Source organism: Nocardioides szechwanensis, assembly GCF_900103935.1.
In the GTDB taxonomy this organism is placed as follows: Bacteria; Actinomycetota; Actinomycetes; order Propionibacteriales; family Nocardioidaceae; genus Nocardioides; species Nocardioides szechwanensis.
In genome coordinates this window covers 22201-40752 of sequence record NZ_FNIC01000004.1, presented here as the reverse complement: position 1 = coordinate 40752, position 18552 = coordinate 22201, and the positions used below count along the sequence as shown (strand labels likewise).

At 65.6% G+C, this 18552-nt stretch carries 12 protein-coding genes and 2 tRNA genes; all 14 read left to right on the top strand.

Annotated elements, in window-relative coordinates:
• Positions 1-17 precede the first annotated feature (17 nt).
• The 14 genes from gyrB (at position 18) to BLR90_RS10865 (ending at position 18529) form a co-directional block, all read left to right on the top strand.
• Entirely contained in the window at positions 18-2129 is a 2112-nt protein-coding gene (gene gyrB, locus BLR90_RS10925) for a DNA topoisomerase (ATP-hydrolyzing) subunit B (RefSeq protein ID WP_091025253.1), read from the top strand.
• 54 nt (positions 2130-2183) lie between these two features.
• On the top strand, positions 2184-4865 hold the full coding sequence (gene gyrA, locus BLR90_RS10920) for a DNA gyrase subunit A (protein WP_091025252.1): 2682 nt from the start codon (positions 2184-2186) through the stop codon (positions 4863-4865).
• Positions 4865-5422, top strand: a complete 558-nt coding sequence (locus BLR90_RS10915; protein ID WP_091025251.1) for a DUF3566 domain-containing protein — start codon at positions 4865-4867, stop codon at positions 5420-5422. The genes gyrA and BLR90_RS10915 overlap by 1 nt, the downstream gene beginning before the upstream one ends.
• Before the next feature lie 103 nt (positions 5423-5525).
• Positions 5526-5602 (top strand) — tRNA-Ile (locus BLR90_RS10910).
• A 33-nt stretch (positions 5603-5635) separates the two neighbouring features.
• Positions 5636-5761 carry a DLW-39 family protein gene (locus BLR90_RS21270; RefSeq protein WP_218029449.1) on the top strand — a complete coding sequence of 42 codons (126 nt, stop codon included), beginning with the start codon at positions 5636-5638 and terminating at the stop codon, positions 5759-5761.
• Positions 5762-5810: 49 nt separating this feature from the next.
• Positions 5811-5883: transfer RNA gene (locus BLR90_RS10905), tRNA-Ala, on the top strand.
• Positions 5884-6082: 199 nt separating this feature from the next.
• Positions 6083-8209, top strand: a complete 2127-nt coding sequence (locus BLR90_RS10900; RefSeq protein ID WP_091025250.1) for a GmrSD restriction endonuclease domain-containing protein — start codon at positions 6083-6085, stop codon at positions 8207-8209.
• 51 nt (positions 8210-8260) lie between these two features.
• Positions 8261-9826 carry a type I restriction-modification system subunit M gene (locus BLR90_RS10895; RefSeq protein ID WP_091025552.1) on the top strand — a complete coding sequence of 522 codons (1566 nt, stop codon included), beginning with the start codon at positions 8261-8263 and terminating at the stop codon, positions 9824-9826.
• Positions 9823-11082, top strand: coding sequence for a restriction endonuclease subunit S (locus tag BLR90_RS10890; RefSeq protein ID WP_091025249.1), 1260 nt, complete (start codon positions 9823-9825; stop codon positions 11080-11082). Before BLR90_RS10895 ends, BLR90_RS10890 begins: the two co-directional genes overlap by 4 nt.
• Positions 11079-14150: a type I restriction endonuclease subunit R gene (locus tag BLR90_RS10885; RefSeq protein WP_218029447.1), complete on the top strand. Its 3072-nt coding sequence runs from the start codon at positions 11079-11081 to the stop codon at positions 14148-14150. The genes BLR90_RS10890 and BLR90_RS10885 overlap by 4 nt, the downstream gene beginning before the upstream one ends.
• Positions 14151-14495: 345 nt before the next feature.
• Entirely contained in the window at positions 14496-17156 is a 2661-nt protein-coding gene (gene mobF, locus BLR90_RS10880; RefSeq protein ID WP_245715259.1) for a MobF family relaxase, read from the top strand.
• Between the two features lie 172 nt (positions 17157-17328).
• Positions 17329-17568: a PLC family EF-hand domain-containing protein gene (locus BLR90_RS10875; RefSeq protein ID WP_143016186.1), complete on the top strand. Its 240-nt coding sequence runs from the start codon at positions 17329-17331 to the stop codon at positions 17566-17568.
• The gene (locus tag BLR90_RS10870) at positions 17561-17758 is read left to right on the top strand and encodes a helix-turn-helix domain-containing protein (RefSeq protein WP_091025246.1); all 198 of its coding nucleotides are present in this window, start codon (positions 17561-17563) and stop codon (positions 17756-17758) included. Before BLR90_RS10875 ends, BLR90_RS10870 begins: the two co-directional genes overlap by 8 nt.
• A 156-nt stretch (positions 17759-17914) precedes the next feature.
• Complete coding sequence (locus BLR90_RS10865) at positions 17915-18529, top strand: hypothetical protein (RefSeq protein WP_091025245.1); 615 nt, start codon at positions 17915-17917, stop codon at positions 18527-18529.
• Positions 18530-18552: the final 23 nt, after the last annotated feature.

Here is an 18552-nt window from a genome sequence, read left to right as displayed (position 1 = left end):
CCAACTCAACTTCTGCGATGAGGTCCTGCGTGTCTGACGAAAGCCCCCAGCCGCACGCCACCGTCACCGGAGACTACGACGCCTCCGCGATCCAGGTCCTCGAGGGACTGGAGGCGGTGCGCAAGCGCCCCGGCATGTACATCGGCTCCACCGGTGAGCGTGGCCTCCACCACCTGATCTGGGAGGTCGTCGACAACTCCGTCGACGAGGCGCTGGCCGGCGTCTGCGACCGGATCGTGCTGACCCTGCTCGCCGACGGTGGCATCCGCGTCGAGGACAACGGCCGCGGCATCCCGACCGACACCGCCGCCGGCCAGGAGATGCCGGCGTTGACGATGGCGCTGACCATGCTCCACGCGGGCGGCAAGTTCGGCGGCGGCGGCTACAAGGTGTCCGGCGGTCTTCACGGCGTCGGCATCTCGGTCGTCAACGCGCTCTCGACGCGCGTGATCGCCGAGGTCCGTAACCGCGGCCACGAGTGGCGCCAGACCTTCACCGTCGGCGTTCCCGACGGTGATCTCGAGCAGGTGCGCCCCATGGAGCCCGGCGAGCGCACCGGCACCACGATCACCTACTACGCCTCGCCCGAGATCTTCGAGACGACCACCTACAACCTCGAGACGATCACCAACCGGATCCGCGAGATGGCCTTCCTCAACAAGGGTCTCGAGATCGTGGTGCGCGACGAGCGCCCTGAGGCCGACGAGCTCGTCGAGGCGGTGCAGGACGCCACCGTCGAGGCCGACGTCGACTCCGCGGGACACGACGCGATCAAGAAGGCCGAGGGCGGTGGCCTGGAGCAGGTGTTCAAGTACGACCGCGGCCTGGTCGACTACGTCGAGCACCTCAACCGCCGCAAGGACAAGGCCAACCCGACGGTCATCTCGTTCGAGGCCGACTCCGACCTGTTCTCCAACGGCAAGGGAGCGGCCGACGCCGACCACCACATGAGCCTCGAGGTGGCCATGCAGTGGAACACGTCGTACACCGAGTCGGTCCACACCTTCGCCAACACGATCAACACCCACGAGGGCGGCACCCACGAAGAGGGCTTCCGCTCGGCGCTCACCTCCCTGGTCAACCACTGGGGCGAGGAGTGGGGCCTGATCAAGAAGCGCGAGGACCGGGTCTCGGGTGACGACATCCGCGAGGGCCTGACCGCGATCATCTCGATCAAGCTGGCCGAGCCGCAGTTCGAGGGACAGACCAAGACCAAGCTCGGCAACACCGAGGCCAAGGGCTTCGTGCAGCGCCTGACCAACGACCAGCTCGGCGCGTGGTTCGAGCAGAACCCCGCCGAGGGCCGCGACATCGTGCGCAAGAGCCAGGCCGCGGCGTCGGCCCGGATCGCCGCGCGCAAGGCGCGCGACCTGGCCCGCGGCCGTAAGGGCCTGCTCGGCGGCGGCGGTCTGCCCGGCAAGCTGTCCGACTGCCAGTCGACCAACCCCGCCGAGTGCGAGGTCTTCATCGTCGAGGGCGACTCGGCCGGCGGCTCGGCCCGCCAGGGCCGCGACCCGCGGGTCCAGGCGATCCTGCCGATCCGCGGCAAGATCCTCAACGTCGAGAAGGCCCGCATCGACAAGGTGCTCGCCAACACCGAGGTCCAGGCGATCATCTCCGCCCTCGGCACCGGCATCCACGAAGAGTTCAACCTCGACAAGCTGCGATACCACAAGGTCGTGCTGATGGCCGACGCCGACGTCGACGGCCACCACATCAACACCCTGCTGCTGACGCTGCTGTTCCGGTTCATGAAGCCGCTGATCGAGCACGGCTACGTCTACATGGCCCAGCCGCCGCTCTACCGGATCCGCTGGAACAAGCCGGCCGAGCACGAGTTCGTCTACTCCGACACCGAGCGCGACCTGATGATGCGCGACGGTCTGGAGCAGGGCCGCAAGCTGCCCAAGGAGAACCCCGTCCAGCGCTACAAGGGTCTCGGTGAGATGAACGCCGAGGAGCTGTGGGAGACCACGATGAACCCCGAGCAGCGCCTGATGCTCCAGGTGACCCTGGACGACGCCGCCCAGGCCGACGAGATCTTCTCGATCCTGATGGGCGAGGACGTCGAGCAGCGCCGGTCGTTCATCCAGCGCAACGCCAAGGACGTCCGCTTCCTCGATATCTAACTGTCTAGCGACAGTCCTAGATATCGATAGAACCGACCAGAGAGACCCAGACACGTGACTGAGACCCCCACCGGCGGCGGCACCACGACTCCTCCCGAGGGCCCCGGGCCCGGCGGCCGGATCGAGCCGATCGAGCTGCAGACGTCCATGCAGCGCGCCTACATCGACTACGCGATGGCGGTCATCGTCGGCCGCGCGCTGCCCGACGTACGCGATGGCCTCAAGCCGGTGCACCGCCGCGTGCTCTACGCGATGTACGACGGCGGCTACCGCCCCGACCGCGGCTTCTCGAAGTGCTCGCGCGTCGTCGGTGACGTCATGGGTCAGTACCACCCGCACGGCGACACCGCGATCTACGACACCCTGGTCCGCCTCGCGCAGCCCTGGGTGATGCGCGCGCCGCTGGTCAACGGACAGGGCAACTTCGGCTCGCCGGGCAACGACTCCGCTGCCGCGATGCGTTATACCGAGTGCCGGATGGCTCCGCTCGCGCTCGAGATGGTGCGCGACATCGAGCAGGACACCGTCGACTTCCAGCCCAACTACGACGGCCGCTCGCAGGAGCCGACGGTCCTGCCGTCGCGCTACCCCAACCTGCTGGTCAACGGCTCGGCCGGCATCGCGGTCGGCATGGCCACCAGTATCCCGCCGCACAACCTGGTCGAGGTCGCCGAGGGCGCGCAGTGGGCGCTCGACCACCCCGACGCGTCGCGCGAGGAGCTCCAGGACGCCCTGATCGAGCGGATCAAGGGCCCCGACTTCCCCAACGGCGCGCTGATCGTGGGCCGCGAGGGCATCGAGCAGGCCTACCGCACCGGCCGCGGCTCCGTCACCCAGCGCGCGGTCATCGAGATCGACGAGGACAACCGGGGCCGCACCTGCCTGTCGATCACCGAGCTGCCCTACATGGTCAACCCCGACAACCTCGCGCTCAAGATCGCCGAGCTCGCCGACTCCGGTCGCGTCCAGGGCATCTCCGACGTGCGCGACGACTCGTCGGGCCGCACCGGCCAGCGCCTGGTCGTGGTGCTCAAGCGCGACGCCGTGGCCCGGGTCGTGCTCAACAACCTGCTCAAGCACACCGAGCTGCAGACCAACTTCAGCGCCAACATGCTCGCGCTGGTCGACGGCGTCCCGCGCACGCTGTCGGTCGACCAGTTCATCAGCAACTGGGTCACCCACCAGGTCGAGGTCATCCAGCGCCGTACCCGCTTCCGCCTCGCGGAGGCCGAGCGTCAGGCCCACATCTTCCGGGGCTACGCCAAGGCGCTCGACGCCCTCGACGAGGTGATCGCGCTGATCCGCCGGTCGCCCGACGTCGAGGAGGCCCGCACCGGCCTGATGGAGCTGCTCGAGATCGACGAGGTCCAGGCCAACGCCATCCTCGAGATGCAGCTGCGCCGACTGGCCGCCCTCGAGCGCCAGAAGATCATGGACCGGCTCGCCGAGCTCGAGGTGGCCATCGCCGACCTCGAGGACATCCTCGCCAACGAGACCCGCCAGCGCTCGATCATCGGCGAGGAGCTCGCCGGGATCGTCGAGAAGTACGGCAACGAGCGCCGCACCCAGATCATCGCGGCCGACGGCGACCTCTCGATGGAGGACCTGATCCCCGACGAGGAGCTGGTCGTCTCGATCACCCGCGGCGGCTACGCCAAGCGGACCCGTGCCGACCAGTACCGCTCGCAGAAGCGCGGCGGCAAGGGCGTGCGCGGCGCGACGCTGCGCGGCGACGACGTCGTCGAGCACTTCATCGCAACCACCAACCACCACTGGCTGCTGTTCTTCACGACCGCCGGCCGGGTCTACCGCACCAAGGCCTACAACCTCCCCGAGGCGCAGCGCGACGCCAAGGGCGGTCACGTCGCCGGGCTGCTGAGCTTCCAGCCCGACGAGTCGATCGCGCAGGTGCTGGCGATCCGCGACTACGAGCAGGCGCCCTACCTCGTGCTCGCCACCCGCAACGGACTGGTCAAGAAGACCCGCCTCGGCGACTACAACAGCCCGCGCCAGGCCGGCGTCATCGCGATCAACTTCCGCGAGGACGACGACGAGCTGATCGGCGCCGAGCTGGTCAACGCCGAGGACGACATCCTGCTGGTCTCCCGCAAGGGCTCGGCGATCCGCTTCCGCGCCGACGACTCGCAGCTGCGGCCGATGGGCCGGGCCACGTCCGGTGTCTCGGGCATGAAGTTCCGCACCAACGACGACGCCGTGCTGTCCATGTCGGTCATCCGCGCCGCCGAGGCGGCCGCGGAGGAGTCCGACGAGAACGTCCAGTACGTCTTCACGATCACCGACGGCGGCTTCGCCAAGCGCAGCCGGATCAGCGAGTACCGCCTGACCAACCGCGGCGGACTCGGCGTACGCGCCATGGCGCTGGCCAACGAGGACCGCGGTGGTCTGGTCGGCGGCTTCATCGTCGAGGACGGCGACGAGGTGCTCGCGATCACGCAGGGCGGGCAGGTCGTACGCAGCCCCATCAACGAGAACTTCCGGCCCACCGGTCGCTCGACCATGGGCGTGAAGTTCGTGACGCCGAAGTCCGGAGACTCGGTCGTGGTCGTCGCTCGGTCGGTCGAGGCCAAGGTGATCGACGACGCCGAGGACGGCGGGGTGGACGGCGAGCTTGACGGCGAGGTGGTCGCCGCTGAGTCGTCGGATGTGGTAGCGGATGACACAATCGACGAGACCGCACCCACGCAGACCACCGACGAAGGGGAGAGTGAGGGCTGATGACGGAGCGTTCCGCCCAGCCGTCCACCCAGCGCACCACCGTCCCGACTGACGACACCGCCGTGCGACCGCCGTTGCGCGAGCGCATCCAGGCGAAGGTCAGCTCGGCCACCGAGGAGCACCGCGCCAACGCCGCACCCGAGTCGACCAAGGCGGACAAGTTGGCCTCCGGCCCGGCCAAGCCGCCGCGGCGCGCGAGGTTGCGGCTGACCCGGATCGACCCGTGGTCGGTGATGAAGACGGCGTTCCTGCTGTCGATCGCCTTCGGCGTCGTCACCGTCGTCTCGGTGCTGATGGTCTGGTCCGTGCTCGGCGCGGCCGGTGTCTGGGACTCCATCAACCAGACGATCCAGGAGAGCATCGGCGGCCCGGAGACGGCAGATCTCGACGTCGAGAACTACATCGGGACCTCGCGGGTGCTCGGGTTCACGATGCTCGTGGCCGCGGTCGACGTCATCCTGCTGACCGCCATCGCCACCCTCGGGGCGTTCCTCTACAACATGGCGGCGGCGCTGCTCGGCGGCATCGAAGTCACCCTCGCCGAGGACAACAACTGAGCCCAGCCGAGGCCCCCGGTCGCACCCTCGGTGGGAGCAGTGCCGGGCGTTTTGTGGGGGCCGTTCGCGGTGGGGTAATGTTCGCCGCTGGCAGTCGCCAAGCGGGCCTATAGCTCAGACGGTTAGAGCGCTTCCCTGATAAGGAAGAGGTCAGAGGTTCAAGTCCTCTTAGGCCCACCACCACCTCTGCCCTCACGTGTTTTGGGAGTCACCATGAAGAAGATCCTCCTGGTCGTGATCGCGGCCGCCGGCGCCGTGATCGCCCGCAAGAAGATCTCCGAGGGCAAGGCAGAGCAGGCCCTCTGGGCCGAGGCCACCGACAACGTCGAGAAGGTCTGACCCGCTCGCTGTTCCACCACCCGCGTCCCGGCCTGGTGCCGGGATCCGAGGGGCCTTGGCGCAATTGGTAGCGCACCTGCTTTGCAAGCAGGGGGTTAGGGGTTCGAGTCCCCTAGGCTCCACAAAGAGAAACCGCAGGTCAACCTGCGGTTTCTTCCCATTTTCGGGCTAACCCCCTGCTGACTCTCTCGATGCTGTGGGGGATTGGTGGGGGAAAGCATCGGTACTGACGTCGGAGGACGCGGGCCCTGCCCAGGCCATCGACATGCTCAAGCGGTGCGACTTACTCCCAGGGTCCAGCCAGCAAGGCAGGATGGCGGGGTGGAGACCTTCAAGCGGACGCCGCTGCAGTTGTTCAACCTGCCGCAACACTTTGTCATCCCGCTCTTCCAGCGCCCCTACGTCTGGAAGGAAGACCTCCAGTGGGAGCCGCTCTGGAAGGACATCCGCCGGGTCGCTGAGCTGCGCATCAACGAGCCTCATCTCAACCCCCAGCACTTCCTGGGTGCGGTAGTCCTCCAAGCCCACGACGCGGGGAGCAACCGGGTGACTACCTGGAACGTCATCGACGGCCAGCAGCGGCTGACCACGCTCCAGGCGTTGATGGACGCGACGAGTGCGGTTCTGACGCAGGCCGGTTCGGATCGCTACGCGAGCCAGCTGGAGTCCCTGACGCACAACCCGGTGAACTTCATCCCAGAGGGCGACAGCCGACTCAAGGTGCGCCACCTCAACAACGACCACGCCGCCTTCGACGAGGTCATGTCCGCCGACCCACCAATCGATTACGCGAGCCTGAAGCACTCCGATTCCCAGATCGCGAAGGCTCACCGGTACTTCACAACTGCGGTAACCCAGTGGCTGGGCGATCCCGCGGCTGAGGGCTTCGCGGCCAAGGCCGAGCAGCTCGCCAGCGTGCTCCAGACGGATCTGCAGCTGGTCACTATCGAACTGCTGTCGTCGGAGAACTCACAGGAGATCTTTGAGACGCTCAATGCCCGGGGCACGCCGCTCACGGCTGCGGATTTGGTACGCAACTTCGTCTTCCAGCGACTGGAGGCCGAGGGTAGCGACACCAAGAAGGCCTACAAGGAGGACTGGCCGTTCGAGACGAAGTTCTGGACTAAAGAGATCAGCGTCGGCCGGTACTTTGTCAGCCGGAGTTCGCTCTTCCTCAATCAGTGGTTGATCTCGCGCCTTGGTGAAGAGATCAGTCCGCAGTCCACCTTTACCCGCTTCAAGTCGTATGTCGAACACCAGGCAGGCCACAAGATGGCCGACCTCCTGCCGGTTCTCAAGGAGCAGGCGAACCTGTATGAGGCCTGGACCGAGGCTGCTGCGCGACCTGACGGAAACCTCACGTCCGTCGAGATGGCCGTCTATCGAATGCAAGCCAGTGGGATTGAACTCCTGAAACCACTCTTGCTGTGGCTCCACGAGCCGGGCCGCGACCTTCCACAGGCAGTGATCGACGGGATCATCACTGCGAGTGAGAGCTGGGTCGTCCGTCGCCAGCTGCTCCGCCTGCCTGGATCGGACCTCGGCCGCATCGTCGCCGATCTCATCAAGACCAACACGCAGACTTCGACGCCTGAACTGGCTGACCGCGTGGTCGGCCATCTCGCGCGCCTCAACGTGACGAGCACCTACTGGCCGGGCGACGACGAGATCCGCTCGACGTTGATAGCCGAACCCGCGTATCGCCGGTTCCCCCGGGCACGTCTGCGCGCTTACCTGGAAGCGATCGAAAACTCGTTCCGTGCCGAGACGGGTCAGCCGCAGGTAGAGCGCGCTGGCTTCCCGATCGAACACATCCTCCCCCAGAAGTGGAAGGACCACTGGTCGGTCGAATCCCCAGAGGCCGAGCAGGAACGCCAGGAGCGGGTCCACCGCCTCGGCAACCTGACGCTGCTCACCAAGGGCCTCAACTCGAAGGTCTCCAACGGCCCATGGGCTAGCAAGCGCAAGAGCCTGATGGAGCACAACACCATTAAGCTCACTGGTCGCCTCCTGGATGTCGACGGCGAATGGGACGAGGCCAGGATCGACGAGCGCACGGCCATGCTCGTCGACAGGCTGCTCAAGGTCTGGCCCGTCCCGGTCGGCCACGCCGGCAGAGTCGTCGACCCCCAGACCAAGGCCCAGGATTGGGTAGAGATCAAGCATCTCCTCGAGGCCGGTCTCCTCTCGGTCGGGGACAAGCTGATCGCGACCCACCGCGACTTCGCAGGTGTCGAGGGCGTGATCGCCGCGGACGCCAAGATCGAGCTCAACGGCAAGCGCTTCGGAACGCCGTCTGGCGCCGGCAACCTGCTGCGCAAGCGGGCGACGAACGGGTGGTACTTCTGGTCCGTGGCCGACGGCCGGCGACTCCGAGATCTACGCGCCGAGCTTCTCGCCTCCGCGGAGTCCGCCGCCGAGGCACAGCTGGCGCTCATCGATGAGTAGCCGCTGTTCACCCGTCTACGGGGCCATTGAGAGAATCCGCGCGTGGGTGAGATGACGAAGGAAACGGAGCGCGCGGAGCTACACAAGACCATCTGGCGGATCGCCACCGATCTTCGCGGCAGTGTCGACGGATGGGACTTCAAAACATATGTCCTCGGAATGCTCTTCTACCGCTTCATCTCGGAGAACCTGACGGTCTACCTCAACGAGCAGGAGCGGCTGGCAGGCAACAAGGGCTTCGACTACCGCAACCTGGCACGTGCTGACGCGGAGTTCGGCCGTGACGAGACGGTCAAGGAGAAGGGCTTCTACATCCTCCCGGAGGATCTGTTCGCCAACGTCCGCGCCAAGGCCAGGCACGACGAGAACCTCAACGAGACGCTGAGCCGTGTCTTCAAGAGCATCGAGGGCTCGGCCGTAGGCGCGACCTCCGAGGATGACATCAAGGGTCTCTTCGACGACCTCGACGTCAACAGCAGCAAGCTCGGCCCCACGGTGGCCAAGCGCAACGAGAAGCTCGTCAAGCTCCTCGACGCCATCGGCGACCTCCCGCTCGGTGGTGCCTTCAGGGAGAACAACAACGACCTGTTCGGCGACGCCTACGAGTACCTCATGCAGATGTACGCGTCTGCGGCCGGCAAGTCCGGTGGTGAGTACTACACGCCTCAGGAGGTCGCGGAGCTCCTGGCCAGGATCACCGTCGTCGGCAAGACCGAGGTCAATAAGGTCTATGACCCGGCCTGCGGCTCGGGCTCGATGCTGCTGAAGTACGAGAAGGTCCTCGGACACGGCAAGGTGCGGCAAGGCTACTTCGGCCAAGAGGTCAACCTGACCACCTACAACCTGTGCCGGATCAACATGTTCCTGCACGACATCCCGTACGAGAAGTTCGAGATCGCACACGGCGACACCCTGATCGACCCGGCCCATTGGGACGACGAGCCGTTCGAGGCGATCGTGTCCAACCCCCCCTACTCGATCAAATGGGAGGGCGACGCGAACCCGCTACTGATCAACGACCCGCGGTACGCACCAGCCGGCGTGCTCGCGCCCAAGTCACGGGCAGACCTCGCGTTCACCATGCACATCCTGAGCTGGCTCGCCGTCAATGGCACCGCGGCGATCGTCGAGTATCCCGGCGTGCTCTATCGCGGAGGAGCAGAACAGAAGATCCGCAAGTGGCTCGTAGACAACAACTACGTCGACACCGTCATCCAACTCCCACCGGACCTCTTCTTCGGCACGGCGATCGCGACCTGCGTTCTCGTTCTCAAGAAGTCGAAGGCGGACAATAGAATCCTGTTCATTGATGCCTCCGCAGAATTCACGCGTCAGGGCAACAAGAACAGACTCACAACGGATCGCCAGCAGGTCATTCTCGACGCCTTCGAAAAGCGGGAGGACGTCGCACACTTCGCCAAGCTCGTCGACCACGAGGTCATCGCCGACAACGGGTACAACATCGCGGTGAGCTCGTACGTCGCGGCCGAGGACACCCGGGTGGCCGTCGACATCACGAGGTTGAACGCAGAGATCCGTCACATCGTCGAGAGTCAGACAACGGTCCGTGCCGAGATCGACGCGATCGTCGCTGACCTTGAAGGGAGCCGTCGGTGAGCCGGATCGACGACCTTATAGCTGACGCGTGTCCGAATGGCGTTGAATATCGCCCGTTGGGTGAACTGGGCGAGTTCATCCGCGGCCGCCGCTTCACGAAAGTCGACTACGTGGAGTCGGGCCTCGGCTCTATCCACTACGGCGAGATCTACACGGACTACGGCACAACCGCGTCTTCGGTGAATCGGTTTGTGGGTGCCGATCTGAAGTCCAGCTTGCGCCTCGCACGTCAGGGAGACCTGGTGATTGCGGCAACCGGCGAGAACGTGCAGGACGTCTGCAAGGCCGTTGCCTGGCTTGGTGAAGACGATGTGGCAGTTCACGACGACTGCTACATCTTTCGACATGGGTTCGATCCCACCTTCATCTCGTACTACTTCCAGACGACGATGTTCCATGACCAGAAGGTGCGGTTCGCATCCGAGTCGAAGCTGGCGCGAGTATCGGCCACGAACCTCTCCAAGATCGTTGCCCCAGTTCCGCCGCTAGCTGTTCAGCGCGAGGTGGTTGCTGTGCTGAACAAGTTTGCCGATCTTGAGGCCCGGCTTCGGACCGAGTTGGAGGCTGAACTCGAACTTCGACGTGAGCAGTTCGTCCACTACCGGGATTCCCTCCTCGCCTTCGGCGCTGACTCTCTCTCTCTCTCTCTCTCTCGGGCAAGAGTTCGGTGGGCGAAGTTGAGTGACTTGGGTCAATTCATTCGGGGTAAGCGGTTCACCAAGACCGACTACGAGGACGCTGGCATTCCGTGCATCCACTATGGCGAGATCTACACACACTTCGGTACCTCCGCGAGGTCGGTTGTGTCGCACCTCCGGCGAGACATCCCTGGTCTTCGGTATGCCCAACCTGGGGATGTGGTGATCGTTGATGTCGGCGAAACCGTCGAGGATGTCGGCAAGGCGGTGGCTTGGCTCGGCGATGAACCAGTGGCGATTCACGACCACAGTTACGCGTTCCGACACGAGCTCAACCCAGCGTTCGTTTCATACGTCATGCAGACGAGTTGGTTTCGCCGGGAGAAGGCGAAGTACATCGCCAGAACCAAGGTCAACACCTTGCTCGTTGCAGGATTCGGCAAGATCGAAATCCCTGTGCCGACCATGACGGAGCAGGAGCGGATCGTCGAGATCCTCGACAAGTTCGACGTACTTGTGAATGAGCTGTCGATCGGCCTGCCGGCGGAGATCGCTGCCCGGCGTCGGCAATATGAGTACTACCGGGACAAGTTGCTCACTTTCGAGGAAGCAGCGTGACCGAGTTCCCCGAGCTGGGCGTCACAGGAAGCGCCACCCACTTCGAGCCGATCTCGGTGAGTGACGAGAGCACGGTGGTCGCCGAGTTTCTGCCGGAGGATTCCAAGGAGAGCGGTTACCAGAGCGAGGCCGAGATGGAAACGGCGTTCGTCAAGCTGCTCCAGGGGCAGGCCTACGAGTATCTGCCGATAGTCAGTGCGGCAGCGCTGGAGACCAACCTTCGCGCCCAACTCGAAACGCTGAACAAGATCGAGTTCACCGACCCAGAGTGGCAGCGGTTCTTCAACGAGTCCGTCGCGGGCAAGAACGACGGGATCGTCGAGAAGACGGCCCGCATCCAGGAAGACCACGTTCGGGTCCTCAAGCGCGATGACGGCACGGCCAAGAACATCTACCTGATCGACAAGACGAACATCCACAACAACCGGCTCCAGGTCATCAATCAGTACGAGGTCGAGGGCCGAGCATCAGGTGTTCAGCGCACGAACCGCTACGACGTCACCGTCCTCGTCAACGGGCTGCCGATGGTGCACATCGAACTCAAGCGCCGCGGGGTCGACATCCGGGAGGCTTTCAACCAGATCAACCGCTACCAGCGGGAAAGCTTCTGGGCCGACTCCGGCCTGTTCCAGTACGTCCAGCTGTTTGTGATCAGCAACGGAACCGTGACGAAGTACTACTCCAACACCACCCGCGAGCGCCACGTCAACGAGTCGGTCGGTGGCAAGCGTGGCAGGAAGCAGTCGTCCAACACGTTCGAGTTCACGAGCTGGTGGGCCGATGCGAGCAACCGGGCGATCGCCGACCTGACCGGCTTCACCAAGACGTTCTTCGCGAAGCACACGCTGCTCAACATCCTGACGAAGTACTGCGTCTTCGACGTCGACCGCAACCTGCTGGTGATGCGTCCGTACCAAATCGTCGCGGCCGAGCGGATCCTTCAACGCATCGAGACCTCCACCAACTACAAGAAGCTCGGCACCCTCGGAGCCGGCGGCTACGTGTGGCACACCACCGGGTCCGGTAAGACGCTCACCAGCTTCAAGGCCGCCCAGCTGGCGAGCAAGCTCACCAGCGTCGACAAGGTACTTTTCGTCGTCGACCGCAAGGACCTCGACTACCAAACCCAGCGCGAGTACGACCGCTTCGAGAAGGGCGCGGTCGACGGCACCACCAACACCGCGCACCTCAAACGAAGGCTCGAGGATCCGACGTCGCGGATCATCGTCACGACGATCCAGAAGCTCGCCAGATTCGTGAGCTATGAGCGAGGGCACGACGTGTTTGGCTCGCACGTAGTGGTGATCTTCGATGAGTGCCATCGCAGTCAGTTCGGCGACATGCACATGGCCATCACGAACGTCTTCCGCCGCTACAACCTGTTCGGCTTCACGGGCACGCCGATCTTCGCCGAGAACGCGGGGACAAGCGGGAACCCACAGTTACGCACCACCGAGCAGGCATTTGGCGACAAGCTCCACACATACACGATCGTCGACGCGATCAATGACAAGAACGTGCTGCCGTTCCGCATCGACTACGTCAACACGCTGAAGATCCCGGCGGCCCTGACCGACAAGCAGGTTGCCGCGATCAACACCGAGGCAGCTCTGCTGAGTCCGGAGCGGGTCGGAGCAGTGACGTCTTACGTCCTCGACCACTTCGATCAGAAGACCCGCCGCAACTCGACCTACCGGCTGGGGGACAAGCGCGTCGCCGGGTTCAACTCGATGTTCGCGACCGCGTCCATCGACGCAGCGAAGCGCTACTACCAGGCGTTTAAGGAAACGCAGCGCCAGCGGGAGGAGACCGTCCCGGGATACCAGCCCCTCAAGGTCGGACTGATCTTCAGCTACGCCGCCAACGAGGACCTCGACGGCGGAATCCTGGGGGAAGAAGAGTTCGAGACCGGAGACCTCGATGCCAGCTCCCGTGACTTCCTCGAAGACGCGATCCAGGACTACAACGTCATGTTTGGTACGAGCTTCGACACGTCGGCCGATCGGTTCCAGAACTACTACAAGGACCTGTCGCAGCGTCTCAAGAACCGTGAGCTCGACCTCGCGATCGTCGTCAACATGTTCCTGACGGGCTTCGACGCCACTACCCTGAACACCCTGTGGGTCGACAAGAACCTCCGACAGCACGGCCTGATCCAGGCCTACTCGCGTACCAACCGGATCCTCAACTCCGTCAAGACCTACGGCAACATCGTCAGCTTCCGAGACCTGGAAAAGGCCACCAACGATGCGCTGTCGCTCTTCGGCAACAAGGACGCCAAGGGCATCGTCCTACTCAAGCCCTACGCCGAGTACTACGCCGAATACTCCAGGCTCGTCGCCGACCTCACGACCTTGTTCCCGCTCTCCCAGCCGATCGTCGGTGAGGCTGCGCAGAAGGCGTTCATCGCGCTCTTCGGCGCCATCCTGCGACTACGCAACATCCTGGTCTCCTTCGACGACTTCGCCGGGCACGAGATCCTCAGCGAGCGCGACTTCCAGGACTACCGAAGCGTTTACCTCAACCTGTACGCCGAGTTCCGGGGCCAGGACGCGGCCGAGAAGGAGTCGATCAACGACGACGTAGTCTTCGAGATCGAGCTCATCAAGCAGGTCGAGGTCAATGTCGACTACATCCTGCTGCTGGTCGAGCAGTGGCGCGAAGCCCGAGGCAACGGCTCCGACGTCGAGATGACCGCGCTGATGAACATCCAGCGCGCCATCGACTCCAGCATCACCCTGCGCAACAAGCGCGACCTCATTTTAGCCTTCGTCGACTCCGTCAACGTCAGCGAGGACACGAGTGATGACTGGCGCCGATTCGTCGAGGCCAAGAGGACTGAGGAACTCGAGGCGCTGATCCTCGCCGAGGGACTGGAACCTGAGGAGACGCGCGCGTTCGTGGCCGACGCCTTCCGCGACGGCGCGATCCCCACCGCCGGAACTGCCGTCACTAAGATCCTGCCGCCCGTCTCGAGGTTCGCGGCTGGCAGCAACCACGCGCTCAAGAAGCAGACCGTTCTCGACAAGCTCGCCGCCTTCTTCGACCGGTATGCAGGACTCTCGTGACCCGGGCCGGCAGGCCGTGAGCATCGTTGCGTGTCGCAGAATCTGCCGGCGACTCGCACCTCCAGCAACGTGTCTGCGCTCCCGGGAGTAAACGACTACCGCCCCGTCAGCGTCGAACCTCTCGCCCAGCCGCGAAACGACTTGAAGCGCAGGTGCGTCGGCCCACCACCCGCTGCCCTTGACGATCTTTGACGAAGGCCGGCGAGCCACGAAACCGCTGTGCCCAGGAGCACTTCGAAGCTTCCAAATCCAGCGGCACGCATGCTACGAAGGTCCGTAGATCGGTCCGCCCCTCGGGGTGGGCCGAGCGTCATTTCAAGGCTAGGTGACGAGTAGTGACGGGCGGTGACGAGGCCGATGCACGGTGGAGTGAAGTTCTACCGCGGCTCTGCGGCTGCGGCGCGCTCCTACGTCGAGGCCGACCACTCACGCGCCGACGACTACTACCTGGCCGAAGGCAGCGGCCTGGCCGAGCACTACATCGCCGGTCCCGGAGCGGTGCAGCGTGTCGGCGACCTCGACGGCCCGGCGTACGAGCGCTGGGTTGGCGGGTACGACGTGCTGACCGGCGCGGCCAAGGGGCGGCTGCGTGAAGACGCACGCGCGTTGCGGTTCGTCGAGGTCGTCGTCAACGGGCCGAAGTCCTGGTCGCTCGCCGCCGCACTTCACCCCGACATCGCGACGGCGTACGACGCGGCGTTGTGCAGGGCAGCTGGTGAGGTGATCGGGTGGGTGGCTGAGCACGCCACTACCCGGGTCGGGCCGCGCGGCCGTCAGGTGCAGGTGCCGGTGGAGATGCTCGAGGCGGCCGTCGTACGTCACTACACCTCGCGAGCCGGCGACCCGCACCGTCACCTCCACGTACAGATCAACGCACGCGTCTTCGCACGCGGCGCGTGGCGTGGACTGCACTCGGTCGGCGTCGTCGACAGCATCGAGGCGCTCAACGGGATCGGTCACGCCGCCGTGATGTGCGACCCCGAGTTCCGGGCCGCGCTCGCGGGCCGCGGCTACAGCCTCGACGACGACGGTGAGATCCAGCAGCTCGCGTCGTTCGTCGGCGGGTTCAGCCAGCGCGCTGCACAGATCAACCGCAACGTCGACCGGTACGAGGCCGCGTGGCGAGCCGAGCATCCCGACCAGGAGCCCGGGCCGCGACTGCGCCGTACCTGGGACCGACGCGCGTGGGCGGACACACGACCCGACAAGGTCGTGCCCCACAGCGGCGCCGACCTAGTCGCCGCATGGAACAGCGAACTGCGCGACCTCGGCTTCACGCCCCCGACCAGCCGCGCGCCAGAGCCGGGCCTCCAGATCGGCCGGCTCAACCGCGACGTCGCCGCCGACCTCGTGCTCACCCGGCTCGGCGCCAAGCGGTCGGCATGGAACGCAGCAGACATCCGCGGCGAGGCCGAACGGCTGATCGCCTCCGTCGGCGTGGTCGCCGAGCGACCCGTCAGGCAGGAGCTGGTGGAGGACCTCGCCGACCGTGCGCGATCACGATGCGTGCCCCTGCTGGAACGCAATGACGTCCCGGAGCACGTCCGCAGCCTGACGTCCGAACGAGTCCTCGCCGTCGAAGCCGACCTGGTCGACAGCATCGCTGCCCGCTCCGCACGGCCGGTCACTGACGCGGTCCGGCTCCGCGGCGTTGGGCACCTCGACCCCGCGCAACGGTGCGTCGTAGCGGCCCTCGCCGGCCGCGCCGGTCTGCTTGTGATCGAAGGTGCAGCCGGCACCGGCAAGACCACCACCCTGGCCGCCGCGCGCGACGTACTCGACGACGCCGATCGTCGACTCGTGGTCGTCACGCCCACCCTCAAGGCCGCTCAAGCGGCGCAGCAGCAGGTCGGCACCGCCGCCTTCTCCGCCGCCTGGCTCGTTCACCAGCACGGCTACCGCTGGGACGAGGACGGGCACTGGTCGCAGACCGACGCCGCGCCCGAGGCCCGCGCACGACTGCTCCCCGGCGACGTCCTCCTCGTCGACGAGGCCGGCATGCTCGACCAGGACACCGCCCGCGCGCTGCTCGCCATCGCCGACCGAGCGCACGCAGTCGTGGCGCTCCTCGGCGACCGCCACCAACTGCCGGCCGTCGGCCGCGGCGGGGTCCTCGACCTCGCCGCACGCTGGGTGCCACCCGAAGCGCACCACGAGCTCGACTCGGTCCACCGGTTCAGCGACCCCGCGTACGCCGAACTCAGCCTGCTCATGCGCTCTGGTGAGCGGTCCGGTGAGGTCTTCGACGCACTCCTCGAACGAGGCGAGGTCGTCGTCCACACCACCGAGGTCGAACGCACCGCAGCCCTTGCCGCGATCGGCGCCGACGGCGACCAGCTCGTCATCACCGACACCCGCGACCAGGTCGGCGCACTCAACGCGGCAATCCGCGACCGCCGCCACGGCGAGCGCGAACAACCTGGTGAGCGCGCTGGTGAACTCACCACGCGTCGTGGCGAGCCGATCGGTCTCGGCGACCGGGTCGCCACCCGACGCAACGACCGCGACCTCGCAGTCGCCAACCGCGACACCTGGACCGTGGCCGGGGTTGGCGACGGCGGCAGCCTCCTCGTCACCGGCCGCGCCGGCCAACGCACACTGCCCGCCGCGTACGTCCACGATCACGTCGAGCTCGCCTTCACCACCACCGCCTACGGAGCCCAGGGAGAGACCGTCGACTCAGCCCACCTCGCACTCGGCGAGACGACCGGCGCCGCCTCGGCGTACGTCGGCATGACCCGTGGCCGCCACCGCAACGTCGCCCACCTCGTCGCCGAGTCGATCGACGACGCCCGTAGCCAATGGGTCGACGTCTTCAACCGCGACCGCGCCGACCTCGGGCCCAGGCACGCCGCCGAGAGAGCCGCGGACGACATCGACCGGTACGGACCGAAGGCGCAGCCGCCCGCCGCGGGACTCCAGGCTGCGGTGCTGCGCGACGGTCCTCGTCGTCCACCCCAACCGATCCCGACTCCTTCACCCACCTCCCGCGGGATCCGCCGCTGACCAACTTCATCGCGTCGAGTGATCGCCCGGAGCGGCCCGGATGACATAGGTGACCAGGAGAGGCTCGGGTCTCGACAGCAGCGGTCACAGACGTCCGATCCGTCGAACGCGAGGTTGCTTCTCCAAGCAGGAGTCGCCGAATCCCTCGGCGGCCACGGCGAGAGGCGAAGTGATGGTGACACCCATCGGCATCCCGGACGACTGGGACGACGACAACCTGATCTTGTTCGAGGAGTTCTGCGAACTCATCCGCACACCGCAGCGCACCGTCCGCGATTGGCGCCGGCGCGGTGTCGGGCCACGGTGGACCCGCTTCCAAGGCGTCGGCCGGCTCTACATCACCGTCGCCGAGGCCCGACGCTTCCTCGCCTCAGCCACCGTCCCACGAGCGGAGGTGCGATCCGATGGCTGAACGACGCGCCGTCCCGGTCTACCTGAGCCTCGCTGAGGCGGCCGAATGCATGTCAGTCTCGGTAAAGACGATCCGGCGTTGGATCGCCGTCGGCACCCTGCCGGCGTACCGCTGCGGCAAGCGCGCCATCCGGATCAAGCTCGAAGACCTGGAGGCCGCGCCTCGACAGATCCCGTCAGCGCGGTGGTGATGCGGTAGAGCGTCGAGCCAGGACGCCGCCGCACCCGACAAGTGCGACGTCATCATTAGATTGCCGGCGCCAAAAGGCGGAATGACCCGCTTCAGCCGGCTGGTTCCGTTGTGTCCGTTCACCTAACCGTCGGTGCGATTGCGTAGCGTGCATGTCATGGAGACCTGGATTGCAGTGATCGCGGCGGTGGCGGCGGTGGCCGCCGCTGCCGCCGCAACCGTCTCGGGCCGGTTCGTCCAGCAACAGGTCAGAGAGATGAAGCGGCAGACAGACCTGCAACAGGCGATTGCAGAGGGCTCCTCGTCGCCTTATGTATGGGCGGATGTTCGACTGCAATCTCGTAACGGCTGGAATCTGGAGTTCGTCATCGGCAATTCCGGGCCTACGGTGGCCACGAACGTGAGGGTCGCGATTGACCCGCCGCTGCCCACCGACCACGAAGGCGTCTACATCGACGCTATGCATCAGCGTCTCAGCGAGGGCTTGTCGTCGCTCGCACCGGGGTGCACCCTTCATTGGACGCTCGGGCCATCAGCCGATCTCGTGAACCGGTCCGGATCGTTGGCCCACCGGGTCCGCATCGCTTGCGACGGCCCGCACGGGGCGATACCGGCCAACGAGTACATCATCGACATGGCTGATTTCCGGGAGTCAGTGGCCCGTCATGACGGCACTCTCGTCGACGTGGCGCGGGCAATCGCCAAGCTCACTGAGAAGCTGCCGGACCAACGCAAGCCCTTCCTAGTCGAACTCGATAGCGAAGGCGAGTGAACGCCGCGGTAAGTGTGTAGCGA